The organism is Vreelandella subterranea, from assembly GCF_900111305.1.
Classification (GTDB): domain Bacteria; phylum Pseudomonadota; class Gammaproteobacteria; order Pseudomonadales; family Halomonadaceae; genus Vreelandella; species Vreelandella subterranea.
Map to the genome: position 1 here is coordinate 17,612 of NZ_FOGS01000004.1, position 25,987 is coordinate 43,598.

The 25,987-nt window shown below is 59.6% G+C and carries 21 protein-coding genes; 17 read left to right on the forward strand and 4 right to left on the reverse strand.

Annotation, left to right across the window (positions count from 1 at the left end; genetic code table 11):
• Positions 1–138 precede the first annotated feature (138 nt).
• The gene (locus BMX75_RS07090; protein ID WP_092826585.1) at positions 139–1,440 is read left to right on the forward strand and encodes an MFS transporter; all 1,302 of its coding nucleotides are present in this window, start codon (positions 139–141) and stop codon (positions 1,438–1,440) included.
• A gap of 81 nt (positions 1,441–1,521) precedes the next feature.
• Here BMX75_RS07090 and BMX75_RS07095 read toward each other — a convergent pair whose 3' ends face one another.
• On the reverse strand, positions 1,522–2,157 hold the full coding sequence (locus BMX75_RS07095) for a CDP-alcohol phosphatidyltransferase family protein (protein ID WP_092826587.1): 636 nt from the start codon (positions 2,155–2,157) through the stop codon (positions 1,522–1,524).
• A gap of 274 nt (positions 2,158–2,431) precedes the next feature.
• Between BMX75_RS07095 and BMX75_RS07100 the strand changes: the two genes are divergently transcribed.
• The 4 genes from BMX75_RS07100 (at position 2,432) to BMX75_RS07115 (ending at position 8,549) form a co-directional block, all read left to right on the forward strand.
• Positions 2,432–4,060 (forward strand): DASS family sodium-coupled anion symporter, encoded by a 1,629-nt coding sequence (locus tag BMX75_RS07100; RefSeq protein ID WP_092827026.1) that lies wholly within the window; start codon positions 2,432–2,434, stop codon positions 4,058–4,060.
• A gap of 94 nt (positions 4,061–4,154) precedes the next feature.
• Positions 4,155–5,300 (forward strand): exonuclease SbcCD subunit D, encoded by a 1,146-nt coding sequence (locus BMX75_RS07105; RefSeq protein ID WP_092826589.1) that lies wholly within the window; start codon positions 4,155–4,157, stop codon positions 5,298–5,300.
• Entirely contained in the window at positions 5,297–7,900 is a 2,604-nt protein-coding gene (locus tag BMX75_RS07110; protein WP_092826591.1) for an AAA family ATPase, read from the forward strand. Before BMX75_RS07105 ends, BMX75_RS07110 begins: the two co-directional genes overlap by 4 nt.
• A 145-nt stretch (positions 7,901–8,045) precedes the next feature.
• Positions 8,046–8,549: a phosphatidylglycerophosphatase A family protein gene (locus tag BMX75_RS07115; protein ID WP_092826593.1), complete on the forward strand. Its 504-nt coding sequence runs from the start codon at positions 8,046–8,048 to the stop codon at positions 8,547–8,549.
• Positions 8,550–8,558: 9 nt separating this feature from the next.
• On the opposite strand, the gene msrA is transcribed toward BMX75_RS07115, so the two are convergent.
• Together msrA and BMX75_RS07125 are read right to left on the reverse strand one after the other, a co-directional pair.
• On the reverse strand, positions 8,559–9,182 hold the full coding sequence (msrA, locus tag BMX75_RS07120) for a peptide-methionine (S)-S-oxide reductase MsrA (RefSeq protein WP_092827028.1): 624 nt from the start codon (positions 9,180–9,182) through the stop codon (positions 8,559–8,561).
• A gap of 100 nt (positions 9,183–9,282) precedes the next feature.
• Complete coding sequence (locus BMX75_RS07125; protein WP_092826595.1) at positions 9,283–10,191, reverse strand: LysR family transcriptional regulator; 909 nt, start codon at positions 10,189–10,191, stop codon at positions 9,283–9,285.
• 139 nt (positions 10,192–10,330) lie between these two features.
• On the opposite strand from BMX75_RS07125, the gene BMX75_RS07130 reads away from it, so the two are divergent.
• The 10 genes from BMX75_RS07130 to BMX75_RS07175 all read left to right on the forward strand — a co-directional run bounded on the left by BMX75_RS07130 (position 10,331) and on the right by BMX75_RS07175 (position 23,245).
• Positions 10,331–11,848, forward strand: a complete 1,518-nt coding sequence (locus tag BMX75_RS07130) for a CoA-acylating methylmalonate-semialdehyde dehydrogenase (RefSeq protein ID WP_092826597.1) — start codon at positions 10,331–10,333, stop codon at positions 11,846–11,848.
• 27 nt (positions 11,849–11,875) lie between these two features.
• Positions 11,876–13,540 carry a GMC family oxidoreductase gene (locus tag BMX75_RS07135; protein WP_092826599.1) on the forward strand — a complete coding sequence of 555 codons (1,665 nt, stop codon included), beginning with the start codon at positions 11,876–11,878 and terminating at the stop codon, positions 13,538–13,540.
• A 191-nt stretch (positions 13,541–13,731) separates the two neighbouring features.
• Positions 13,732–13,935, forward strand: coding sequence for a cold-shock protein (locus BMX75_RS07140; RefSeq protein ID WP_009101184.1), 204 nt, complete (start codon positions 13,732–13,734; stop codon positions 13,933–13,935).
• Between the two features lie 260 nt (positions 13,936–14,195).
• A complete protein-coding gene (locus tag BMX75_RS07145; protein ID WP_092826601.1) occupies positions 14,196–15,965 on the forward strand; it encodes an SLC13 family permease in 1,770 nt (589 codons plus the stop codon).
• Between the two features lie 91 nt (positions 15,966–16,056).
• Positions 16,057–16,722 carry an alpha/beta hydrolase gene (locus tag BMX75_RS07150; protein WP_092826603.1) on the forward strand — a complete coding sequence of 222 codons (666 nt, stop codon included), beginning with the start codon at positions 16,057–16,059 and terminating at the stop codon, positions 16,720–16,722.
• Between the two features lie 40 nt (positions 16,723–16,762).
• A complete protein-coding gene (locus BMX75_RS07155; RefSeq protein WP_092826605.1) occupies positions 16,763–17,461 on the forward strand; it encodes a hypothetical protein in 699 nt (232 codons plus the stop codon).
• A complete protein-coding gene (locus tag BMX75_RS07160; protein WP_092826607.1) occupies positions 17,458–18,948 on the forward strand; it encodes a complex I subunit 5 family protein in 1,491 nt (496 codons plus the stop codon). Before BMX75_RS07155 ends, BMX75_RS07160 begins: the two co-directional genes overlap by 4 nt.
• Positions 18,945–20,450, forward strand: a complete 1,506-nt coding sequence (locus tag BMX75_RS07165) for a proton-conducting transporter transmembrane domain-containing protein (RefSeq protein ID WP_092826609.1) — start codon at positions 18,945–18,947, stop codon at positions 20,448–20,450. The genes BMX75_RS07160 and BMX75_RS07165 overlap by 4 nt, the downstream gene beginning before the upstream one ends.
• On the forward strand, positions 20,447–22,219 hold the full coding sequence (locus BMX75_RS07170; RefSeq protein WP_092826611.1) for a complex I subunit 5 family protein: 1,773 nt from the start codon (positions 20,447–20,449) through the stop codon (positions 22,217–22,219). Before BMX75_RS07165 ends, BMX75_RS07170 begins: the two co-directional genes overlap by 4 nt.
• A 21-nt stretch (positions 22,220–22,240) precedes the next feature.
• Entirely contained in the window at positions 22,241–23,245 is a 1,005-nt protein-coding gene (locus tag BMX75_RS07175) for a YihY/virulence factor BrkB family protein (protein WP_092826613.1), read from the forward strand.
• 55 nt (positions 23,246–23,300) lie between these two features.
• On the opposite strand, the gene BMX75_RS07180 is transcribed toward BMX75_RS07175, so the two are convergent.
• The gene (locus tag BMX75_RS07180) at positions 23,301–24,710 is read right to left on the reverse strand and encodes a PhoH family protein (RefSeq protein WP_092826615.1); all 1,410 of its coding nucleotides are present in this window, start codon (positions 24,708–24,710) and stop codon (positions 23,301–23,303) included.
• A gap of 359 nt (positions 24,711–25,069) precedes the next feature.
• Here BMX75_RS07180 and BMX75_RS07185 point away from each other — a divergent pair, with 359 nt between their 5' ends.
• A complete protein-coding gene (locus BMX75_RS07185; RefSeq protein ID WP_092826617.1) occupies positions 25,070–25,339 on the forward strand; it encodes a hypothetical protein in 270 nt (89 codons plus the stop codon).
• Positions 25,340–25,505: 166 nt separating this feature from the next.
• A complete protein-coding gene (gene ybaK / locus BMX75_RS07190; protein ID WP_092826619.1) occupies positions 25,506–25,973 on the forward strand; it encodes a Cys-tRNA(Pro) deacylase in 468 nt (155 codons plus the stop codon).
• Positions 25,974–25,987: the final 14 nt, after the last annotated feature.

The window sequence follows — 25,987 nt, forward strand, 5'->3', positions numbered from 1 at the left end:
CTATATAGATGTTCCTTTTATAGAACGTTCTATATAAAGAACGTTAGCCTGTCAATCATCCAGCCTATCAATGATAGCGTCCATGGCGAATGGCACTCTTTATGCATCACCATTGAGGTACTGCCACGAGGAAGCGCAATGCGTTCATTGGCGATGCTCAAACCGGTCAGATCGATTCTTTGGAGTGTAGCGCTGTTGCTGCTGGGCAATGGCCTGCTCAATACGCTGTTAACCTTGCGCGGCACGGGAGAAGGTTTCTCCAGCGCGGTACTGGGGATGATCATGTCCGGCTATTTCGTCGGTTTCATCTGCGGCACCTGGGTGAGCGGACGGTTGATTCGGCGAATGGGGCATATCCGCACCTTTGGGTTCTGTGCGTCGATTTGTGCGACGGTGGCGCTTTTGCACCTGGTGTTTATCACGCCCTGGGTATGGCTGCCGCTGCGGGTTATCTACGGCCTCTCGTTTATTACCCTGATTACCGTGATCGAAAGCTGGCTGAACAGCCAGGCGGCAAGCCATGAGCGCGGGCGTATTTTTGCCGTCTACATGGTCGTCAACCTGGGTGCGCTGGCCACGGCTCAGCAGCTTCTGCGGCTCTCGTCGCCCCAGGGCTTTTTGCTGTTTGTGGTGATTGCCATCCTGATCAGTTGGGCGCTGCTACCGATCACCATGACCCGTCGCGTCCAGCCCAAGATTTCCGAGCGACCCAAAAGCAGCCTGCGGGCGCTGCTGGGCTTCGCCCCGCTGGCGGTAGCGTGCGCCGCGCTCTCGGGGCTTGCCATGGGGGCATTCTGGTCGATGACGCCGGTCTATGCCACGCAGCTGGGGTTTGATATCGCTGGCGTCGGTCTGGTGATGAGCGTGGCGATCATCGGTGGCGCGCTACTGCAGATTCCCATTGGTCGCTTCTCGGACAAGCACGACCGCCCCAAAGTGATGACCTGGGTGGTACTGCTGGCGGCGCTGGTCGCCGCGGCCATGCCCTTTGCGCCCAGCCATGAAATGCTGCTTGGGCTATATTTTATCTGGGGCGGTTTGGCGTTCTCGCTCTACCCGCTGGCGGTGGCGCAGCTGATTGACCAACTCCATCCCGATGAAATTGTCGCCGGCTCGGCGGACATGTTGGTGATGCACGGCGCAGGCTGCGCGGTGGCACCGATTGCCGCGGGGTCACTGATGACGGTCGTCGGCGGTCACGGCCTGCCTATCTATATTGCCTGTGTGTTTGCCCTGCTGGGTGCGTATGCCATCTACCGGCGTCGTCGGGTAACGGCCCTGGTGACCCACACGGCGCACTTCGAGCCGATGGTGCAAAGTAGTGCAGAGGCACTGGAAATGATCTTTGATGATGCCCAACGTGATCTTTTTGACGACCCAAGCTTCTACGAACCGCATGAGCGCGAGCGGCTTAGAGATGCTTTAACGTCAAAAGCATGACGCTGGTGTCGGGTACTGCCCATGTCATTGTGCTGGCGCAAAGCAATGTCTGTGCTTTGCCAGCCCGGCTAGGGGTGGGGCTTATCCCATGCCACCTCCGTTGGCTTTGTGGGCGCGCAGCGTCCAGTAGCCGCCCCATAGACGCGTGGCCGTGGTGATCAGGCAGGCGATCGCAAACACCACCGCCAGGATAGCGAAGTGCGAAGGGAACAGACAAAACAGCACCAGAGCCACTACGGTCTCGGTGCCTTCGGTCAGCCCTTCCAGGTAGTAGAACGCCTTGTTGGGAAAGTGGGGGCGCTCGATGGCCTGCTGCTTGGCGGCAATGGAAAAGGCCAAAAATGACGTGCCGGTGCCGATAAAGGCAAACAGCAGCAGCGCCGCCGCCAGGGCGTTTTCCGCCGGATTGGCCAGGGCAAAGCCCAGCACCACCGCCGCGTAAAATACAAAATCGAGGCCGATATCCAGAAAGCCGCCCGCCTCACTCGACCGGCCGCTTACCCGTGCCAGCGCGCCGTCCAGGCCATCGCCCAGGCGGTTGAGTACCACGGCCACCAGCGCAAGACCGTAGTATTCCCAGGCCAGCAGCGGCAGGGCGCTGATGCCGATCAGGAAAGCGACGAAGGTCACCTGGTCGGGCGTGGCGCGCCCCTTCAGCCGTTGAGCGAGCCGTTCAAGCGGGCGGTGGGTCAGCGGCATGGTCCAGCGGTCGAGCATATGTGGCTCCTTGGAAGAAAAACAGCAAGTTAACATATCGACTAATCAGTGGTGCGGTGTCGTGGGCTGCCGTATTTGATAATACTAAAGTCGTTATACTTTGGTATTAGTAAGCCATAAAGTACTGGACTAAAGGCGTAGGGAAGTGGAAAACGGGGCCCCGAGAATCCGCGTGTATTGATAGGCTCACTGGTCAATGGTGGGTCGTGCGCATTGTTCAATACCTTACACCCTACTCCGTGAGCGAAATTGTCGTATGCGAAGCAATGGAATGATGACGGTGTGGGACCAGCTCTGGGTCTCTCACCAACAGGCAAAAACACTCTTGATGTGCGCGCTGCCCACCTCGGGTGGTGTGGGAGGCGGTGCCTCTTCAGGCAATGGCTCGGGCGGGGAGCCGCGTCCGCCAGCATATACAAAGCCGCAAAAAGTCGGGCTGGTTTTGGGGCCGCTGCTGTTCGCCTTTGTGTTGCTGTTTTTCCATCCTGCCGACCTCAGCGTTGAAGGCCGCATGGTGCTGGCCACCACATTGTGGGTGGCCGTGTGGTGGATTACCGAGGCGATCCCGATTCCGGTGACGTCGCTTTTGCCCATTGTATTGCTGCCGATCACTGGGGCGCTTGAGGGCAGTCGGGTAACGGCGGCCTACGGTAACCCGATTATCTTTTTATTCCTGGGCGGCTTCATGATCGCCCTGGCAATGGAGAAATGGGGGCTGCACAAGCGTATTGCGCTGGTGATTATTGGTCTGCTGGGGACCAGTATCAACCGCATCGTGCTGGGCTTTATGGCGGCCACCGGGTTTTTGTCGATGTGGGTGTCCAACACGGCCTCGGTGATGATGATGCTGCCGATTGGCACGGCGATTGTGTACCAGGTTACCCAGGAGCTGAGCAAAACAGATGGCGACCACAGCGACGATATCGATAAATTCAGCAAGGCGCTGATATTTGGTATCGGCTACGGTGGCACCATTGGTGGCCTGGGCACCTTGATTGGGACGCCGCCCAATATCATTCTGGCGGCCACCGTGTCGGAGCTGTTCGGGGTGCAGATCTCCTTCGCCGAATGGATGTTGTTTGCCTTTCCCGTGGTAGTGGTTCTGCTCTTCGCCGCCTGGCTGCTGCTGACCAAGGTGGTTTATCGCGTCAGGCTTGCCGATTTGCCAGGGGGCAAAGCGGTGATCGACAAGGAAAAACAGGCGCTGGGTACGACCAGTTTTGAAGAAAAAGCCGTGCTGGCCGTGTTCCTGTTTGCGGCCTTCATGTGGATCACGCGCTCGTTTTTATGGGAAGGGCAGTTGCTCAATATCCCCGGCATCAACGACACCATGATTGCCATGGTGGCGGCCATTGCGCTGTTTTTGATTCCCTCCAAAAGTCGCGGCGGCTGCCTGCTGGACTGGGAGGTGGCCAAGGATGTGCCCTGGGGCATTCTGCTGCTGTTCGGTGGCGGCCTGGCGATTGCCGCTGGCTTTAGTTCCTCTGGCCTGGCCGTGTGGATCGGCGAGCAGATGAGCGTGCTGGAAGGCGTCAACTTCCTGATGGTGATTCTGCTGGCCAGTGCCATGGTGCTGTTCCTGACCGAAATCACCTCGAATACCGCCACCGCGACGATGATTCTGCCCGTGCTGGCGTCGCTGGCGCTGGCGCTGAACGTGCACCCCTTCGTGCTGATGGTGCCCGCGGCCATGGCCGCCAACTGCGCTTTCATGCTGCCGGTGGGCACGCCGCCCAACGCGATCATTTTCGCCACGGGCAAAATCAAGATTATCGAAATGGTGCGCAACGGTTTCGGGCTCAATATCCTGGCGCTGGTGCTGATCGTCGCGGCGGTCTATATCCTGCTGCCGATGATGTGGGGCGTTGATTTGACCAGCTACCCCGACGCCTTCCGCCGTTGATTCATTGGCGGTTGAGCTTGGCCTGTAACGCCCCGCCACGAGCGGGGCGTTTTGCTAGTATGATGCCGTTATTCTTCTTGCTGCTGAGTTTGTCATGCGTCTACTGCACACCGCCGACTGGCATCTGGGTCGGCTGTTTCACAACCTGTCGCTGCTGGATGACCAGCGTTACGTCCTCGATCAACTGATCGATATCATCGACCGGGAGGCCGTCGATGCGGTGCTGATCGCCGGGGATATCTATGACCGCTCGGTGCCGCCTGCCTCGGCGGTCGCCCTGCTGGACGACGTCCTGAGGGCACTGTGCAGCGAGCGCAATCTGCCGGTGGTGATGATTTCCGGCAACCACGACAGCGCCCAGCGGCTGGGCTTTGGCGCGCGCCATTTACGTCAGGCGGGGCTGCACATTCTGTCTGACCTGGCCGACATCGAACGGCCGGTGACGCTGTCTGCCAACGGCGTGGAGGTGGATGTTTTCGGCATTCCCTACGCCGACCCGGAATATGTGCGCAGCCAGTTAGGGGTCGACGTGCGCGACTTCGACAGCGCCCACCGTCACCTGGTCGAATGCATCAACACAAAGCGCCACCCAACGCGCCCCACGGTATTGATGAGCCACTGCTTTGTGGATGGCGGCAGTGCCTCGGACTCCGAGCGCCCCTTGACGCTTGGCGGTGCTGAAAGCGTCGCCTGGGAGCCCATGCAATCGTTCGACTACGTGGCGCTGGGGCATTTGCATGGCCCCCAATGCCGTGGCGGAGAGCATATCCGCTACAGTGGCTCCCTGCTCAAGTACAGCTTTTCCGAAGCAAGCCAGCGCAAGGGCGTTACCCTGGTGGATATCGACGAGCAGGGCGTCCGCCACATCGAGCACCGCCCTTTGACGCCGCGCCTGGACGTGCGGATCCTGGAAGGCGAGCTGGATTCGCTCATTGCCCAGGGGCTTGGCGACCCCCATGCGGACGACTACCTGCTGGTTCGCCTGACCGATCGCCACGCCATCCTCGACCCCATGGGCAAGCTGCGCGAGGTCTACCCCAACGTACTGCACCTGGAAAAGCCCGGCATGCTGGAATCCCGCGGCCGCCAACAGCTGGATCGCGAGCGGCTGCGGTTCAGTGCGCTGGACATGTTCAGCGACTTCTTCGCCCAGACCAGCGGCGAGGCGATGACCGACGAGCAGGCCGAGGCCATGAACGAGCTGATCAGCCAGCTTAACCGTGACGAGGAAACCCGATGACGCCGCTAAGCTTGACCATGCAGGCCTTTGGCCCCTTCGCCGGTCGGGAAACCCTCGACTTCACCGCGCTGGGGCAAAGCCCGCTGTTTCTGATCAACGGCCCCACCGGCGCGGGCAAAAGCTCGATTCTGGACGCCCTGTGCTTTGCGCTTTATGGGCAGACCACCGGTGCCGAACGTGACGCCAGCCAGATGCGCTGCGACCAGGCCGCGGCGGATGCGCTTACCGAAGTGACGCTGGACTTTCGCCTGCGCGGCAACGCCTATCGGATACGCCGTGTACCCCAGCAGGAGCGCCCCAAGGCACGTGGTGAAGGGACCACTACGCAAAACGCGGAAGCCCAGCTTTGGCAACTGACCGCTGAAGGCGAGAAAGGCGACTGCCTGGTCGCCAAAAGCGTCAACGACGCCACGACCCAGGTCCAGGGCCTGATAGGGCTCGACGCCAGCCAGTTCCGTCAGGTGATGGTGTTGCCCCAGGGCAAGTTTCGCGAGATGTTGCTGGCGGACTCGAAAGACCGCGAAAAAATCTTTTCTCAGCTGTTTCAAACGCAGATCTTCCAGCGTATCGAAGAGCGTCTGCGGACCCAGGCCAACCAGATCGAGCGCGACGTCAATAACCACCGCCAGCGGGTGCAGGGTATTCTGCAGGCCAGTGACGTGGAAAGCGATGCTGCCCTTGACGAAGAACGCCGCGCCCTGGCGCCCCGGTACCAGGCCGCCCAGCATGACCTGGCCGAGGCCAGGGCGCGCCGCGAAGCCGCTGAACACGCCGAGCGCCAGGGCAAGGAGCTGCAGGCCCAGTTTGATCAACAGGCAAGGCTCCAGGCGGACAGGAAAGCGCTGCTAGATCAGAAAGACGACATCGACGACGCCCAGGCACGGCTGGCCGCCCATGGCCAGACCCAGGCGTTGGCAACGGTGTACCAGCGCCTGCAAGCCGCCCAGCAAACGGCCCGGTCGACCCGCGAAGAGCATGCCCAGGCAGAGCGCGCCATGGCTCAGCAGCAAGCGGCGCAGGCCGATGCCCAGAGAGCGCTGGCGGATGCCAGGCCGCAGTTTGAGCAGCTACCCGCCATGCGCGAGCAGGCGTTTCGCTTGCACCGTGCCGTTGAGCAATGCCAGGAACTGGCGGCGCTTGAGACTCAGCGTGGGCAGCTTGCCGAGCAGGTCGAAGGCGCGGCCACCGAGGTCGCGCGACGGCGGCCGGGGGTTGAAGCCGCAGAGCAGCATGCCTCCGAGCAGGAGATGCGCTGGCATCAGGGGCAGGCGGCGCTTCTGGCAGCGCGACTGGAAGCCCGGGCGCCTTGCCCGGTCTGTGGCAGTCGCGACCACCCGGCCCCGGCGATCGCCGAGCAGGCGCCGGTGACCCAGGCCGAGGTCAAGCAGGCGCGTGCGGCGTTCGAGACGTCTCGCCAGGCGTTGTCGAAAGCCGAGCAGCACCACGCGCAGTTAAGCCAGCAACTCGCCGACAAAGAGGCACATTGCCAGCGGCTGCGCGGCGAACTGGGTGAGCAGTCCTCGCTTGAGGCTCTGGAAGCCGCACAGGCCAAGCTCAAGGCCGATATTCAAGCCGCCGAAACCGCCTGGCAGACCGCTCAGGAAACAGCCCAGCAGGCTCAGACGGCGCTGGTTCGCGCCGAGACCACCCTGGACGACGTCAACCAGCGCCAGGCCCGCGCCGACAGTGCCCTTGATGAGGCGCAGGAAGCGTGGCAACACGCCCTGGCCGATAGTGTCTTCGACGACGAGGAGGCGTTCAACCAGGCGCGGTTAAGCGACGAAGAGGCGCGACGACTCAGCGACGCGGTGGACCACTTTCAGCGCGAACTGGCCAAGCTGGAAGGGCAGTTGGAGGCAATTCACACTCGCCTTGAGGGGCAGGAGCGGCCGGACCTCGCCCCCCTGGCAGAACGGGTCGCTGCGGCAAAGGCTCAGGAGCAGACCTTTGAAAAAACCTATCAGCAGCTGGCCGCGCGGATGGCGCAGTTGGATGCCACGCGCGAAAAGCTCGATGCCGCCCATGCCGCCCAGGCATCCCTTGAAGCCCAGTATCGGGTATGGGGGACGTTGAGCGAGGTTGCCAACGGCCGCACAGGGCAACGCATTAGCCTGCAGCGGTTTGTGCTCGGCGTGCTGCTGGACGACGTCTTGATTCAAGCCTCTGAACGCCTGGTGCACATGAGCCGCGGTCGCTACCAGCTGGTGCGCCGGGAAGACCCGTCCAAAGGCAACCGCGCCTCGGGGCTGGAGCTGGACGTGGCCGATACCTACACCGGCAAGAACCGCCCGGTGGCGACGTTATCGGGCGGTGAATCCTTTATGGCCGCGCTCTCGCTGGCGCTGGGGCTTTCCGACGTGGTTCAGGCCTACGCTGGTGGCATTCAACTGGATACGCTATTTATCGATGAAGGGTTTGGCAGCCTCGACCAGGATGCGCTGGACCAGGCGATTGCCATGCTCAGCGAACTGCAAATGGGCGGGCGCATGATCGGGATTATTTCCCACGTCAGCGAACTCAAGGAGCAAATACCGGTCCGTGTTGACGTACGGGCGAGTCGTCAGGGAAGCTCGGTGGACATAAAGGGGGCATTGCTTTAATGCCAGGGGAGCATTGGTTTTCGTAGGCGTCGTTCATGCTGCGTTCATATAGCATGTTCTATAACGTGAATTGTCGTCAGCGAGTCCTGAAAAGACTCTCTAATTAGGAGTAAAAGGATGAACGAGAAGCGCGGCAGGCCGGTTGATGCTCGACACGCTTAATTTCTGGGTCGCCACCGGCTTCGGGCTGGGTCACTTGCCGCTAGCCCCGGGCACCTTCGGCTCGCTGATTGGCATCCCGCTGGCGTGGTGGCTGTTGGGCAGGCCCGTTGGCTATCAGGCAGCGGGGGTCGCGGTGCTCTTGGTGGTGGCGGTGCCGGTATGTCACGTCGCTGCATGGCATTACGCGGGTCTTGATCATGGCAGCATCGTTGCCGATGAATATGTCGCCTTTCCATTGGCCGTCATCGGGTTAACGGCCGCACGCCAGCCGCTGGTCATGCTGCTGGCGTTTGCGGTTTACCGTTTTTTCGATAGCGTTAAACCGCCGCCGATTCACCTGGCCGAGTATGTTGATGGCGGCTTGGGTATTGTGCTGGACGACGTGATTGCCGCCCTCGTGACCTGGGTCGTGCTGGCGCTGCTGTTGAAGTTGTGGCAACGCCGAACGCTAGAAAGCACCTGGCACCGCTGTCGTTGGTGGCGATAAAGTACCTGGTCAGTCAAACGTAGGCCCGCCAGCCTCGTCGCCCCAGACTTCTTCCAGGCGGCCATCACGACCACAGCTGAAGCGGTAGAACTTGTAGCGGACCGGGTTCTTCTCGTAGTAGTTCTGGTGGTATTCCTCGGCTGCCCAGAAAGTGTCAGCGGGCAGTATCTCGGTGGTTATTGTCTCGTCGAAGCGTTCGTCCATCGCTTCCTTGGAAGCTTCGGCCAGTTCGCGCTGTTCGTCATTTTGATAAAAGATCGCCGAGCGGTAGTGGTCGCCGACATCGCAGAACTGGCGGCCGACGGCGAAGGGGTCGATATTGCGCCAGTAAATGTCCAGCAACTGCTCGTAGCTGATCTGGTCCGCGTCGTATTCGACCCTGACCACTTCTATATGGTCGGTGTCACCACTGCTGACGTCGTCGTAGGTGGGGTTTTCCAGCTCGCCGCCGGTATAGCCGGAGATGGTCGCCGTCACGCCGGGCTGGCGGTCGTAAGGGGGCTCCATGCACCAGAAGCAGCCGCCGGCAAATATCGCTTCCGCGGGCGTTTCGGCCTGCAGTGAGGTGCTGGCGATGCCAAGGACGGCCGTAGCGATACCTAGTGCTAACGGGCGACGTGGTAGCTGTTGCATCATGAGGTTGACTCCCGGGAGGTGAACCATACTGTCACCACCTTCGATTTGTTAGGTTGCGGGTGGTTCACTTTCCTTGCAGGCGACAGGTATTCCTTCGTTAAAGCTGGCCGTGGCGTGGGGGCCATACGTCGTCAAGGGTTTTTAGCGCGGCGGCGATGGGGGGCTCGGTGGCACGATCATGTCGCCAGATAAGGCCCAGCGAACAGGGCAGCCGAACATGGTCGGCCACGGCCAGCCCACTCTCCTGGCGTTCAGCCATGGCCAGGGCATCACGCGCCAGGCTAAGGCCCACGCCAGCGCGTACAAGGTCAAGCATGCAGGCTTCCTGGTCGACCTGGGCGACGCGGTTCGGCGTGATGCCGCCGTCGGCCAGGCAGTGCTGAAGAAGCCGGTAGTGGACGGAGTCGGGGGGCGTGACGATCCAGGGTAGGCGTGCCAGCGACGCCCAACGCGTATCCGCAAGTCGCGCCTCCCAGCCGGCGGGGGCAATCACGTGATAGTCAAACTGGGTCAGTTCCCGCCAGGCCAGCGCCGAGTGGCCGGTGCCTTCACCAGGCGGCGCGAGATAAAAGCCCACGTCCAGCTCGCCCTTTTCAATGCGCGTCAGTACGCGGCCGCTCATGCCGTGGTGCAGCTCGGTTTCAAGCTGTGGCGCCCTGAGCATCAGGCGGCTCAGAAAGGCCCCCAGGCGAATAAACTCCGGGTCGACGATGGTGCCAATGGTCAATTTGCCGCGCAGTGTGCTGTGCAGGGCGCTGGCGGTCTGTTCAAAGGCGCTGGCGCTGGCCAGCGCCTTTTCGGCGGCTGACAGAAGGGCAAGCCCGTCGGCGGTCAGGCTCAGGCCTTGAGGGCGTCGGCTGAACAGGGTGAGCCCCAGGCTGGCTTGAAGCTGCTTCAACTTTAGGCTTACGGCGGGCTGGGTGAGGTGCAGTTGTTCGGCGGCGCGTGACACGCTGCCAGCGCGGGCAACCGCCACGAACGCCCGTAGTGAGGCGTATTCCTGCATGGGCAACCTTCCTTAAGCGTGTTGTTATTAGCAAAGCTTATATCGTGGTTAAGAATTACTCAATTGATCGCCTCTGTTAGGCGGTTAATCTGGGGCTATCGCCATTTTAACGATCACGACACTTATAAAGGTTACTTCAATGACCACCGCGACCACGACCACTATCCAGCATTTTATCAACGGCCAGGTAAGCCAGGGCACGGGTGATGCCCAGGACGTATTCAACCCCGCGACGGGCCAGGTGAGCGGGCGGGTGTCGTTGGCCGGTGAGCACGATGTAAACGCCGCCGTGGAGGCCGCCCAGGCCGCGTTTCCTGCTTGGGCCGATACGCCGCCGATACGCCGGGCACGGGTGATGTTCAAATTCCTGGAGTTGCTCAACGCCAATAAGGACGCCTTGGCCGAGGCGATCACCAAAGAGCACGGCAAGGTGTTTACCGATGCCCAGGGTGAAGTGGCCCGGGGTATCGATATCGTCGAGTTTGCCTGCGGTATTCCCCAGTTGATGAAAGGGGACTACACCGAACAGGTGAGCACCGGGATCGATAACTGGACGGTACGCCAGCCGCTTGGCGTGGTGGCGGGGATCACGCCGTTCAACTTCCCGGTCATGGTGCCCATGTGGATGTTCCCGGTTGCCATCGCCACGGGGAATACCTTTATCCTCAAGCCTAGCCCGCTGGACCCCAGCGCTTCGTTGATGATTGCCGACCTGCTCAAGCAGGCCGGTTTGCCCGACGGCGTGTTCAACGTGGTGCAGGGCGGTAAGGACGCGGTCGAGCAACTGCTGGATCACCCCGAGGTCAAGGCACTGTCGTTTGTCGGCTCGACGCCCATTGCCAACCTGATTTACGAGCGTGGTGCCCGCCACGGGAAACGCGTCCAGGCGCTCGGCGGGGCGAAAAACCATATGGTCGTGATGCCCGATGCACATCTGGATAAAGCCGTTGATGCCCTGGTCGGCGCCGCCTATGGCTCCGCGGGGGAGCGCTGCATGGCGATCAGCGTGGCCGTCCTGGTGGGTGATGTGGCGGATAAGATCATGCCAGCGCTTGCGGAACGCGCCAAGTCGCTCAAAGTGAAAAACGGTATGCAACTGGACGCCGAAATGGGCCCGATTGTGACCCGCGAAGCGCACCAGCGCATTACCGGCTACATCGACAAGGGTGTGGCCGAAGGGGCTGAGCTGCTGGTTGACGGGCGTGAGTTTGACGCTTCCCAGACCGGCGACGGCTGCGCAGACGGTTTCTGGATGGGCGGAACGCTGTTTGACCATGTCACCCCGGACATGACGATTTACAAAGAAGAAATTTTCGGCCCGGTACTGGTCTGTGTGCGGGTTCCCGATGCGGCGACTGCCATTCAATTGATCAACGATCATGAGTTCGGCAACGGCGTCAGCTGCTTTACCGAAAGCGGCAGCGTGGCGCGGGAGTTTGGTCGCCGCATCCAGGTGGGCATGGTGGGTATCAACGTGCCCATCCCGGTGCCCATGGCATGGCACGGCTTCGGCGGCTGGAAACGTTCTCTGTTTGGCGATACCCATGCCTACGGCGAGGAAGGTGTGCGCTTCTACACCAAGCAGAAGTCGATCATGCAGCGCTGGTCCGACTCGATCGATGGTGGCGCAGACTTTGTCATGCCCACCGCCAAGTAAACGCCGACGCGTTGCGGGAGCCAGCTCATGACCGATACAACCAACAACACCTTTGACTTCATTGTCGTGGGGGCAGGCACCGCCGGGTGTCTGCTGGCCAATCGATTGAGCGCCAACCCCGATCATCGGGTGCTGCTGATCGAGGCGGGCGGGCGCGATAACTATCACTGGATTCATATTCCGGTGGGTTACCTTTACTGCATCAATAACCCGCGCACTGACTGGATGTTCCGCACCGAGCCGGATAAAGGGCTCAACGGTCGCTCGTTGATTTACCCCCGGGGCAAGACCCTGGGCGGCTGTTCGAGCATCAACGGCATGCTGTACGTGCGCGGCCAGGCGCGGGATTATAACCACTGGGCCGAGGTGACCGGCGACGATGCCTGGCGCTGGGAAAACTGCCTGCCTGATTTTATCAAGCACGAACACCATCATCGCCTGGATAAAGGCGGCGATGCCGATGCCGAGCACCGCGACTTCCATGGCCACGGCGGTGAATGGCGGGTGGAAAAGCAGCGGCTAAGCTGGCAAGTTCTGGATGATTTTGCTGAAGCTGCGGCACAGTCGGGGGTTCCCCGGACACGCGACTTTAATCGCGGCGACAACGAAGGGGTGGACTACTTCGAGGTCAACCAGCGCGCCGGTTGGCGTTGGAATACGTCAAAAGCGTTTTTGAAGCCGGTGCGGCAGCGTCATAACCTTACCGTTTGGCACTCGACCCATGTCAATCAACTCTTATTTGCTAACGATGGCACAACGCCACGCTGTGTGGGGGCCGAAGTGGTGCGCAACGGTGAAACGCTGCGCGTGGAGGCCCAGCAGGAAGTGATCCTGTCTGCCGGGTCGATTGGTTCGCCTCAGTTATTACAGCTTTCCGGCATAGGTCCCGCTGACCTGCTGGCCGAGCACGATATCGAGGCAGTGAGCGCCTTGCCCGGCGTGGGCGAAAACCTGCAGGATCACCTGCAAATCCGCTCGGTGTATAAGGTGCAGGGCGGTAAAACACTCAACACCTTGGCCAACTCACTGGTAGGCAAGGCGAAAATTGCCCTGGAGTATGCGCTTAAACGGACCGGGCCCATGAGTATGGCGCCCTCCCAGCTGTGCATCTTTACGCGCAGCTCAGAGGAGTACGACTACGCCAATATCCAGTACCACGTTCAGCCGTTGAGCCTGGAAGCGTTTGGTCAGCCGCTACACCCGTACTCTGCGATTACTGCGAGCGTGTGTAACCTGAATCCCAGCAGCCGCGGGACCGTCAGAATTAAAAGCCGCGACCCGCGCCAGGCACCGGCGATAGCGCCGAACTACCTGAGTACACCAGAGGATCGCAAGGTGGCGGCCGATTCGCTGCGGGTGACGCGCAGAATTGCCGAGCAGCCGGCGTTTGCCAAGTATCAGCCTGAAGAAGTAAAACCGGGCCTCGAGTATCAGAGCGACGACGAGCTGGCACGGCTGGCAGGCGATATTGGCACGACGATTTTTCATCCGGTGGGCACCGCGCGGATGGGGCGGGACGACGACCCCATGGCGGTTGTCGATAGCCAGTTGCGCGTCCGTGGTGTCACTGGCCTGCGCGTGGCGGACGCCAGCGTGATGCCGACGATCACCAGCGGCAACACGAATTCACCGACGCTGATGATCGCTGAAAAAGCCGCAGGGTGGATATTAGCGGCGCGGTCATCTTACTGACACTTTTTTACGCGATAGTATTGACGTGTGCTGAAACAAGGCGCATTCTTCTGAGCAGTAGGTTAGCAAGTCGAACGTTGTCAGCAGTATCGAAGCGCCGCAAGCGTTGAGTCTGGTGAAAGTTTCTTGTTCTACCCACTGCAACTCGGGTATTACCCGGCTTTAAATACGCTTTATCGAGGATTTCGATCATGGCAACTGGTACCGTTAAGTGGTTTAACGACACTAAAGGCTTCGGCTTCATTTCTCCGGACGACAACGGCGACGACCTGTTCGCGCATTTCTCCGAAATTCAGGCTGACGGCTTCAAAACTCTGCAAGACGGTCAGAAGGTTTCCTTCGACGTGACCCAGGGTAAAAAAGGCCTTCAGGCTTCCAACATCAAAGTTCTGTAATCTAGAGCGATGATGTGTGCCATCAGCCGATAGCTGATGTGCTGAAAAACCCCGCCTATGCGGGGTTTTTTGCTTTTCAGCGTTTGTAACCTGCCCTATCTCACATCTCACATCTCACATCTCACATCTCACATCTCACATCTCACATCTCATACCCATAAATTCCATTTTGGTCTTTAAATGTTTCTAAAAATAACTTTTTAGAATATAGGATTGGCGTCACAATACCACCATGCTTATTGGTTAAGGATGCCGTGGTTATGTCACTTGACGCTTGGATAGCGGTAGGGGTGGTGCTCACCATCTTCCCGTTAATGGCTTTTACACGCCTGGGGCCGGATATTATATTGCTGGGCGCGGTGATTGTGCTATTGACGCTGGGAGTGATAGATCCCCAGCAGGCGCTGGGGGGCTTCTCCAATAGTGGCCTGTTTACCGTGGCGTTTATGTATGTGCTGGTGGCAAGCATTCGCGAAACCGGCGGCATCGACCTGATCATTCGCTATGTACTCAAACAGCCCAAGAGCGAGCGGGGCGCGCTGGTTCGCCTGCTGCTGCCGGTGGCCTCGCTTAGTGGCTTTGTCAATAATACCCCGGTTGTCGCGACCTATATTCCCGCGGTCATGAGCTGGAGCCGTCGGCTGCGCCTGTCTCCCCAGCGGCTGCTGATGCCGCTTAGCTTTGCCTCTATCCTCGGCGGCACCATGACGCTGTTTGGTACCAGCACCAACCTGGTGGTGCATGGGCTGTTGCTGGAGCGCTACCCTGAGCTAGGCATGGGGTTGCTGGATTTGGCCTGGGTCGGTGTTCCTGTCGCCGTCGTAGGATTGGGGTATCTTATTTTACTCGGGCCACGATTGTTGCCCGCCAGGGAAGGGCTGGCCAATGCGTTTGCCAACCCGCGGGAATTCACTATTGAAATGGAAGTCGACCCGGCAGGCGTGCTGGTGGATCGCACCGTCGAAGAGGCCGGGCTACGCCACCTGCAGGAGCTGTTTCTGGTCGAGATTGAGCGCGCGGGCAACGTGGTCAGCGTCGTCGGGCCCGGCGAGCAGCTTAAAGGTGGTGATCGGCTGGTGTTTGCAGGCACCTCTGACGCAGCAGTGGAGTTGCAGCAAATCCGCGGCTTGATCCCCTCCCGGGATGGCACCTCCAGCCTGGAAAAGGAGTTTAAAGAGCGCCGCCTGGTCGAAGCGGTGGTCTCGAATCAGTGTCAGTTTATCGGCCAGCGTATTCGCGATGGTCACTTTAGAACCCTCTATGGGGCAGCGGTACTGGCGATTTGCCGTGGCGGAGAACGGGTTAAGGGCAACCTGGGCCAGGTGCGACTGCAGCCCGCCGATGTGCTGCTGCTGGAGGCACGCCCCCCTTTTATTGAGCGGCACCGCCAGTCGCGGGACTTTTTGCTGATTAGTGAGCTCAATGGCGCGGCGCGGCCGGTGCATGAAAAAGCGCCGCTCGCCTGGAGCCTGCTGCTAGGCGCCGTGCTGCTCGCCGCGCTTGGCGTGCTGAGCATGCTCAACGCTGCCATGCTGGGTGCCGCATTGGCGCTGCTGACTGGCTGTTGTTCGGTAGGCGCTGCCAAGCGTGGCCTGGATACCCAGGTGCTGCTCACCATCGCGGCCTCCTTTGGGGTAGGGGCGGCGCTGCAGAGTTCCGGCGCTGCCGGGGTGATCGGTGGTGGGGTGTTGACCCTGGTGGCGGGTAATCCGCTGCTGCTGTTAATCGGCACCTACTGCGTGGTGGCGCTGCTCACCGAACTGGTCACCAATAACGCCGCAGCAGTGATTGTTTTTCCGGTGGTGATGAGCGCCGCGGAGAGCTTGGGGGTTAGCCCGATGCCCTATGTGGTGGCGGTCATGTTTGCCGCCTCGGCGAGCTTTTTAACCCCTATTGGTTATCAAACCAACCTGATGGTGTATGGACCAGGTGGCTACCAGGTGGGGGATTTTCTCCGTTTGGGCAGCGGGTTGAATATACTGACGGGTGCTATAGCGCTGGCGTTAATTCCCCTGGTATGGCCTTTTTAAGTGCGTTGTAACGACTTTAGGCCCTCACCCGCTCGCTGTTAGCGTGGGTTTGCGCTAGGGTGATGCTTTTTGCATGAAGGGATACGATGTTATGACTGCTCCAGGCGAACTGGTTATTGAGCCGAAAGATGGTCAACCCGCTGATGCCTGTGTGTTGATTATTCACGGCTTGGGTGCGGATGGGCACGATTTTGAGCCGCTGGTGCCCGCATTGGCGCTGCCCAAGGGTTCCCGCGTGCGCTTTGTCATGCCCCATGCGCCACGCCTGCCGGTAACGATCAACGGCGGTATGGTGATGCCTGCCTGGTACGATATCTTGGCCATGGATTTAGGTCGCCGTGTCGATGAGGTGCAACTCAAGAAATCGGCCGAGCGAATCCAGGTGCTGATTCAAGAGCAGATCGACGAGGGCATTGATAGCCAGCGCATTATCGTGGCGGGCTTTTCGCAAGGAGGCGCGGTCGCCTACCATGCCGCGCTGACGTTTCCTGCGCCACTAGGAGGCCTGCTGGCCATGTCGACTTACTTTGCGACTGCCGACACGATCGACCTCGCGGAAGCCAATCGTCATATCCCGATTGAGGTTCAACACGGTAACTTTGACCCCATTGTGCCGGAAAGCCTGGGCCGTAGTGGCGCCGATCGCTTAAAAGAGATGGGCTACGCGGTCAACTTCCGCCAATACCCCATGGCCCATGCGCTCTGCCCACAGCAGGTCAATGATATCGGCAAGTGGCTGAGTTCGCGGCTGAACTGATCACCTATTCGTGACCGATGCAAGGACGTAGCGAAAACGAATGATAGCTTTCTTTGAGGCGATAGCCGCTTTTGATGTAATAGAAGTACTGCTGGCGCTGGGCCTGACAGGCTCGGCACTGGTGTGCCTGTTTGATCGCCATCTGGTGCGTGCCTGCTACTTTTTTGTGTTCTTTGCGGCTGCCATGACGTTGGCATGGTGGCTACTTGGCGCTCCCTGGCTGGCAGCCGCTGAACTGGGTTTGGGGTTAGGGTTAACCGGCCCGTGTTTTTTTTATGCCCTGGGCCACGTTCTTCCCAGCGCTTCCTCTTCTCTTGAGCGTGATACCTTCAGCGAGCCTGGATCCCGGGTGGCGATGCGGGTGCTCTTGGCGCTTGCCTGGTTTGGCATGGTGGGCGCCGCGATTCGCACGGTCATTGCCGACATGGCGTATTCACCCTTAGAGCACCCGTTGCTGCTTGCCGGGGTGGTGATTGCCGCCAGTGCCTTGGGCGCCTTTGCACTTCACCGTCATCTACTGCGCCGCCTGCTGGCATTTAATCTGCTCGGCTCAGGGGTGTTTATGCTGCTGGCGGGTGTGGCGGGTACCTCGGCGGCGGCCCAGGCGTTCATCAGCGTCGGGCTGGTGGTCGCCTGGCTGGGGACAATGCTGGGTGCGCTACTGATTAGGCGGCTGTTGCACCTGGAAGGCGTAGAGGCCTTGGGGCGTGACGGTAACCCCAAGGAGAGCGCTATATGATTTGGCGCTTTGGCCTTTTTGATGGCACCTTTGAGCCCCTGGCGTCGACACACTGGGCGCTGGTTGCAGCGCTTGGCTTGCCGTTACTGCTGGGCATGCTGGCGGCACGCCTTCCTCCTCGGCAGGCATGGCCCGTCTTGCTAGCCAGTGTGCCGGTATTGGCCTCTGGGCTGATGCTGCTATCGGCTTATGATCAAGCGGGACCACTGCGATGGCAATGGGATATCGCCGGGATTCAGCTGTCGTTGCGTTTAAATGGGCTGAGCGTGCTGATGCTGTTAATGACCCAGGTGATTGGCGTTGCGGCAGCGCTCTATACACCTGGGTATCTGCGCTTAAGCGAACCTGGACCCTTGTCACGCTGGCTGTGGCCGCTGATGGGCGTTGTGCTCAGTACACTGTCGTTAATCTGGCTGGCCACCGACCTGTTGACGCTCTATGCAGCACTTGAGCTGATGGGACTGGCGGCGGTCGGCATGCTGATGCTATCGGCAAAGGCGTCCGCACTCGTGGCAGGAATGCGCTATCTGCTGCTGGCGCTGGTGGGTTCGCTTACCTATCTCCTTGGGGTGGCGCTGATCTTGGGTCACTGGGGTCGGCTGGATTTGCCAGGCTTGGCTGAGGTCGTAGAGCCAGGACCGGTGGCGTGGTTTGCCGCCGCATTGATAGGCGCCGGGCTGGCCTTGAAAGCCGCGCTATTTCCCCTGCATGCCTGGCTGACCCCCGTTCATGAGAGCGCCTGGACGCCGGTAAGCGCGCTGCATGCGGCGCTGGTGGTCAAGGCATCGCTGTTTATACTGCTGCAGCTGTGGAGCATCCTGCTCCCTGATGCCTTCTACGCCCCGCGTGTTATCGCCTGGCTGGGCATGCTGGCGATTGTATGGGGCGGGCTGCTGGCATGGCGTACCGATTCACTTAAAACCCTGGTGGCTTCGTCCACCGTGGCGCAGTTGGGCTACCTCATGGTGGTGTTTCCGTTGCTGCTGGGGCCGGATGTTGCGCCGCTATCCCGTGCGTTAGCCTGGGACGGTTTCTGGCTCCAGCTAATCGGTCACGCTTTTGCCAAAGCGGCGATGTTCATGGCCGCTGGCAACCTGATGTTGGCAACGGGGGAGAGTACGCTCAAGGGGGTGGCGGGCACTAGCCGACGGATGCCGCTGTCGCTGTTGGTGTTGGGGGTTGCCGCGGTCACGTTGATGGGCTTACCCCCCAGCGCTGGTTTTACTGCTAAATGGTTGCTACTTGACGCTATGGTCAGGTCTCAGCAGTGGTGGGCCATCGCTGCGCTGTTAATCGGGTCGTTGCTGACGGCCGCCTATGTATTTCGCTTGTTTCGCTACTCGTTTTACGAGTCAGCACCGCACCATCACTACCAACCACTTGCTCCGGGTATGGATCTTATCGCACTCACGCTTGCTTTAGCCGCCTTTGCGCTGGGGCTGCTGGCACATTTCCCACTGACGTTGCTACACGGAGGTGGTGCATGAACGCGGCTTGGCTTCCGTTAACGACGCTTTTGACGTCGCTTTTGGCCGCGGTGGTCATTTTCACGTTGCCTGAGAACGCGCGGCGACTGCGGACCAGCGCCAACCTGTTGGCGGCTGTCGGTAAAATAATACTGGTAGGCCTGATGGCTGTGCGTGTTTCGGCGGGACATGAAGATACGTTCAGCTTTCAGATAGTGGGTAACGTTGATTTCGTGCTGCGTGCTGACGCGCTCGGGGTGATGTTCGCCGGGCTTTCGTCACTGCTTTGGCTGTGTACGACGGTGTACGCGATAGGTTATCTGGAAGGTTCGGCCAATCGGAAGCGCTTCTTTGGCTTCTTCAGCCTGTGTGTTGCCAGTACCTTGGGGATTGCGCTGGCAGGCAACCTGTTCACCTTCCTGATTTTTTACGAGATGTTGACGCTTTCCACCTATCCGCTGGTGGTACATGCGGGCACTCAAAAAGCCCTCGATGCTGGACGCATTTACCTGCGCTATACGCTAAGCGCCGGCGTCGTGTTGCTGCTCGGGGCTGTTCTGTTATATGCCCTGACCGGTGAGCACTCCTTTTCATCGGAGGCAGGCCTTGGCAACTACCTGGCAGATCACCGGGGCCTGCTATTGCTGATTTTTGCTTTGCTGGTGGGTGGTCTGGCTGTCAAGGCCGCGATGGTGCCGCTGCATGGCTGGCTCCCCAGGGCGATGGTCGCCCCTGCGCCGGTCAGCGCTCTGTTGCATGCGGTGGCCGTGGTGAAGGCCGGCGCCTTCGGTATATTGAGAGTGATTTACGACCTTTACGGTATTGAGCTGAGCGTTGAGCTTGGCGTTACCACGGCATTGGCGGTGATGGCTTCCATCACGATTATTTACGGCTCGTTGCGCGCGCTGGCCCAGCAAGAGCTCAAGCCACGCTTGGCGTTTTCGACTATCAGCCAGGTCTCCTATGTGGTGTTGGGGGTCAGTCTGTTTGGTCCTTTCGGCACGATTGGTGCACTGGCGCATCTGCTCCATCAAGGGTTGATGAAAGTCACCCTGTTCTTTTGTGCAGGCAATTACGCCGAAGAGCTGGGTGTCCATCGCATTGACGAAATGGACGGCGCGGGGCGGCGCATGCCGCTCACCAGCCTCGCCTTTACCATCGGGGCGCTGGGCATGATCGGGCTGCCTCCTTTGGCCGGGTTTATTACCAAATGGTATCTCGGAGTGGGTGCCGTTCAGGCTCAGATGTACTGGGTGGTCGCTGTGTTAGTGGCGAGCAGTAGCCTCAACGCAATGTATTTCCTGCCGATTCTGCACCGTCTGTGGTTCCGTACAGGGCCTGCGCACGGGCAAGGGCAGTGGCCGAAAGAGCAGCGTTTAGGTCGTTTGGAGACCCATGGCTGGCTGCTTTGGCCCATGGTATTTACAGCTCTGGCAAGCCTGGGCGCGGGACTGTTGGCAGGCTTGCCGTTTAGCCCCTTGGACTGGGCAAGCCGGGTCGCCTATGGGGAGTATCTGCCATGATGTCGTTGCTGTTGGTGCTCTCACTGCTATGGCCGCTCGGCGTGGCGATGCTGGTAGCGTGGCAGGTTTATCGCGCCCCTGCCGGAAGGCATGACTACTTTTCATGGTGGTGGCTAAGCGCCGCCTGGCCAGCATTGTTGTTAGCCTACGGCGGCGAGGTCCAGTGGACAATTGATGTCTGGATGCTGGGTGGGGAGTGGGAGTTGAACACGCTAACCCGACCGTGGCTGGCCTTTACCGCTTTACTATGGAGCCTGGCAGCCGTGCATGCCAGAGGCTACTTTGCCGCCGAGCAGTCTCAAGCCCAGAGCGGTGATCAAGCTGTCCAGCGTCGGCTGGCGCGCTTATCGCTGTTGTGGCCGTTAGCCCTGCTTGGCAACGTGATGCTGATCATCGCGCAGGATATTGCCAGTTTTTACCTGGGCTTTGCGCTGATGACCTTTGCGGCCTACGCGCTGGTGGTGCATAGCGGCACCGATAAAGCCCGTTTGGGGGCCAAGGCTTATATCATCCTGGCTATCGTGGGAGAGGGGCTGATCCTTGGCGGCTTTCTGTGGTCAGCGGGTGAAGCCGACACCCTGACACTTCAGGGGGTACGCGAAAGCATCCTGGTGGCAGAGCATGGCGCCTGGATGGCTGCCTTGCTGTGCCTGGGCTTTGGGGTCAAGGCCGGTGTTATCGGGCTGCACGTATGGTTGCCCTTGGCCCACCCTGTAGCGCCTGCGCCTGCCAGCGCGGTATTGAGCGGTACAATGATCAAAGCGGGGCTACTGGGCTGGATCAGCGTATTGCCCCTGGGCGAAGCAGGGATGTCAGCGCCGCTGACGCAATTGGGTCAGGTGATGCTCGTGGCGGGGCTCGCAGCCGCTTTTCTGGCAGCATTTTACGGGGTTTTTCAGCACCACCCAAAGGCCGTATTGGCTTATTCAAGCATCAGCCAGATGGGCATGCTGACAGCGCTGGTGGCGATGGGGCTGGTTGCTCCGGACGCCTGGTCAATACTTTGGCCGGGGGTCGTGCTGTTTGCTGCCCACCACGCACTGGCTAAAGGCACGCTGTTCATGGGGACCAGCATCAGCGAGCATATGCCGCGCTGGTCGCTGGCTTTAATCTGGCCACTTCTGGCGCTGCCGGGTATTTCCCTGGCGGGTGCCATCGGCGCGGGCATGGTGACTAAGTGGGCTGTCAAAAGTCCGCTCTACGAGATGGAGCATGACACCTTGATCAAGCTGCTTAGCTGGGCAGCCGTCGGCACGGCAGCGCTTGTGAGCGTTGCACTTTGGCGACAGTGGCAGCAGCGTCAGCCCGGGGGCAGCAATGGCTGGCAGTGGGGAGCTTGGCTGGTGGGTATTTCGGCGGCATTGATAACACCGCTGTGGCTGCCGTTACCCGCAGAGAGCATTACGATGCCTCCCCTGAAGGAGTGGCTGGGGATTCTATGGCCGCTCTCCGTCGGCATAGCGCTCGTGGCCACGGGTCGCCTCTTGCTTCGCTTTATCAATACGGCAGCGCCACCGGCTGGTGATCTTTGGTGGTTATATGCAGGTGTTATCGCTGCTGGCCTTGGGCCTGTCAAACGTATTAACCGTGGGTGTTCCGAGCTGAAAACGGCGTGCGTGGTTTCATGTCGGCAGGCTGAACGTAGCTTGATGGACGCATTAACTCGCATGCTGGAGGCTGAAAACTGGATGCGCCATCATGTAAGTGGTTTGATGATGGCACTTGCCTTATTACTTGCGGTGTTATTGATATGGGAAGGCCAGCGATGATACGTCTGCCGGGAGAGGTCGATGGGTAAATTTGCCCGTGGTCGCAAAGCCGAACTCCCCAACGAAATTCCCAAACCGGGCTGGCATGACATCATCTGGCGTGTTTTGCGCTCGGCACGCCGTGACCGCATCACGCTGCTGGCGGCGGGTGTTGCCTTCTATGCGCTGCTTGCGTTGTTTCCGACCATTGCGGCGGTGATCTCCATTTGGGGGCTGTTTTTCGACCCGAATGAAGCAAGCCAGCAACTTTACAACCTCATCCGTTTGATGCCCCCCGAGGCGGCCGAGCTGATCGACAACCAGGCCCAGGATGTGGTGGATAGCGTTGGGTCGAGTAATGAGATGGCGGCGCTGGTGAGCCTGTTGATTGCCATGTATATCGCCTCCAAGGGCGTCAGTGGCCTGATCGTGGGGTTGAACGTGGTGTATGGCGAACAGGAACAACGCAGCGTTTGGCGCTTGGCGGTGCTGGTGACCACCATGACGTTCGGCATGATTGGCATGACGCTTCTGACGCTTGGGTTCATAGGCCTGGTGCCGATGCTGGTCGATGCATTGGCGGTTGTTTCACCCCTGGACCGGATCATCGATTTCATGCGCTGGCCGGCCTTGCTGGTGATGATGAGTGCTGTCATCGCCCTGCTTTATCGTTTTGCGCCCTATCGGCGTGCCGCCAAATGGGAATGGCTGAGCGTCGGTACCATGGTGGCAACGCTGCTATGGCTGTTGGGGTCGGGTGGGCTTTCGCTGTACGTGCGCTATTTCTCCAACTTCAGCGAGCTGTACGGCTCTCTTGGGGCCGTGGTGGTGTTGATGCTGTGGTTTTTACTCTCGGCGTTTGTAGTGTTACTGGGAGCCGAAATCAACTGCGAGCTGGAACGCCAGACACGCCAGGACACGACCATTGGCAAGGAACGCCCGCCGGGAGCGCGCGAGGCCTATGCTGCCGACACCCTGGGCCGTCAGCATCCGTGGCATGAACAGGACGACACCCAGACGCCGCGGGATAATCCACGCGACGACTAATCTGATGCACGCCGCCTCCTGCCGCAGGGCAGGAGGCGGGCTTGGGTTGAAAGGTTTACAGGAGTTCTTCGGCGGCCAGGGCCAGGCGTGAACGCTCGACGCTTTTCAGCGTGATATGCCCGGCATGGGGCCAGTCGCGGAATCGCTCTACCACGGCGGCCATGCCGCAGGTATTGGCGGTCAGGTAAGGGGTATCGATCTGCCCGACGTTACCCAGGCAGACGATCTTGGTATTGCGCCCGGCCCGGGTGACCAGGGATTTCAACTGTTTGGGGGTGAAGTTTTGTGCCTCGTCGATGATCAGGAAGGTATCGTTGAGGGTACGCCCGCGCATGAAGCTCGGTGCGCGGATCTGCACCCGTGAGCCAATCAGCTGCCGGGTGGCACCGTTATCCCAGGTGGACTCGCCTTCATCATTACGCAACAGGTTGTCCATGTTGTCGTGGAAGGCGCCCATCCACGGCGACATTTTTTCCTCCTCGGTGCCGGGTAGAAAGCCAATATCCTCGCCCATGGGAATCGGCGCCCGGGTAAACACAATGCGTTCGAACTGTTTCTGGTCCAGGGTCTGCTGAAACGCGGCGGCCAGGGTCATGAAGGTTTTGCCGGTGCCCGCGTTACCGGCGATGGTAACCAGGTCAATCTCCGGGTCCATCAGCAGGTTAAGGGTGAAGTTTTGCCGACTGTCGTGGGCGTGAACCCCCCAGACGCCTGCATGGTGGCGGTAGTTGGTAAGCAGTTGAAGCCGTGCCGAGGAAGGTCCCAGCTCGCGGACGATCGCTTCGAATTCAGCACCGTTTTCGCTATCCGACACCAGCATTCCCACATGCCAGTGACGCGGCATGTCGCCACTCAGTTGGTAGAAGGTGTGATGATCGGCTCGCTCGACGGTCACGTCCACGTTCAGCGCTTCCCAAAGCGAGGCGCCTTGAGGGCCTGCCGAGGTGTATACCTGGGCACCTTCGATCATCGCGTCGCTATCGTCGAACGCACGATCATTCAGGTAGTCCTCGACCGGGACTTTCAGCGCCGCCGCCTTGACCCGCAGGTTGATATCCTTGGTGATCAGGATCACCGAGGCATCGGGGCGTTCTTCGCGTAGCCGACAGGTTTCGGCGAGAATACGGTTATCGGGGCTGTCGTCCAGGGAATCAAAGGGTTTGAGGTCACGGTAGCAAAGAAAGTGCAGCTTGCCGGATTCGCCGGTGATGCGTGGAATCGGAATACCGCTTTGAATTTCGTCGAAGGTGACTTGGCTGGTGAGGTCTGAAAGCGTACGGCTTATCTGGCGCGCTGTACGGGCGATTTCGCGGATACCGTTTTTGTGCTTATCCAACTCCTCAAGGACGGTCATGGGGATAACGACATCGTGCTCGTCAAAATTGTAGAGCGCGGCGGGGTCATGGATCAGGACATTGGTGTCCAAAACGTAAAGCCTGGTTGCTTTCTTATCGAGTCGTACCATCGTGGCATTCACTCCGTGGTTGACGGCAACGTCGACACTGGCAGGTGCGTCTTACGTCCTAATGACACTTGCCTGTGTCGTTAAGATGGCGTGTCCTGGTACCTCCTTATTTAGCGCTTTTTAATAGCTTGGAAGGCATTGGCGTTTTTTGCCAATAAATCTATTTCAACGAACGATGTCAACGCCGAATGAGCGCTTTCTGACACCATGCGGACATTTATTTGACGGCGTTACCGTTTGCTCTTATGCCGCTGACCGAAACGTACGAAAAAGATTGACGTCTGCTTGAAGGCGGTGCTATTAAGTGCTGCCGACAATAGGTGTCGGTCTAAGAGTGTTACGTTGAGGGTCGTAAAAACATGCCATTGCGCCGCTGTTTGCCTGTACTGCTATTGACCTCACTGGTTGCTGGCTGTGCAACTTCTACCATTGCCCCAAGCTACACCAGCGACAACCCTGATATCATGCGAATTGGTGGTGAGCGTCCCGCTAACCGCGATACGACCGTTGAAAGCGCCGGTTCATTCTGTCTGGAAACAGCCGAGCGTTGGAACGACCATGGCCGCACGCCCGATGGCCAAACGCTGTGGGCGAAAGATACCTTGCGTAAAGTGGTTTCCTGCAACTGACCGCTATGCTGTATGCAATGTCAACCAAAACGCCAGCTGAACGTTAAGCTGGCGTTTTGGTATGCGTTTTACTCAGTTGACGCACTGTGCTTGATCACGCTATCAATATTAGCAGAAGCTACTGATAGCTCCAGGCTGGCTGATGCCTTTAACTGAAGAGAACGACATGACTCCCGCGATTAAAAGTGCCCAAAACGCTGGCATTGCCTTCCAAATCCACGAATATCATCATGATCCGGCTGCCGAGTCCTACGGCCTGGAAGCGGCCGAGAAGCTGGGTGTTGCCGCTGAACAGGTGTTCAAGACCCTGGTCGTCAAGCTGGATGGCAAGCAACTGGCGGTGGGCATTGTGCCCGTCACCGGGCAGTTGAACCTGAAGCAGATCGCCAAAGCCGCCGGTGCCAAAAAAGCCGCCATGGCGCAACCCGATGAAGTGCAACGCACAACGGGGTATGTGCTGGGCGGTGTCAGCCCGCTGGGGCAGAAAAAGCGTCTGGCCACCTTTATCGACCGTTCTGCAGAAACCTTTGCCACGATTTATGTCAGCGCTGGAAGGCGAGGGCTTGAAATTGAGCTGGCGCCCAAGGACCTGCAAGCACTCAGCCAAGCGCAACTGGCTCCTATCCAGGCATGACAACAAGGCGCGAG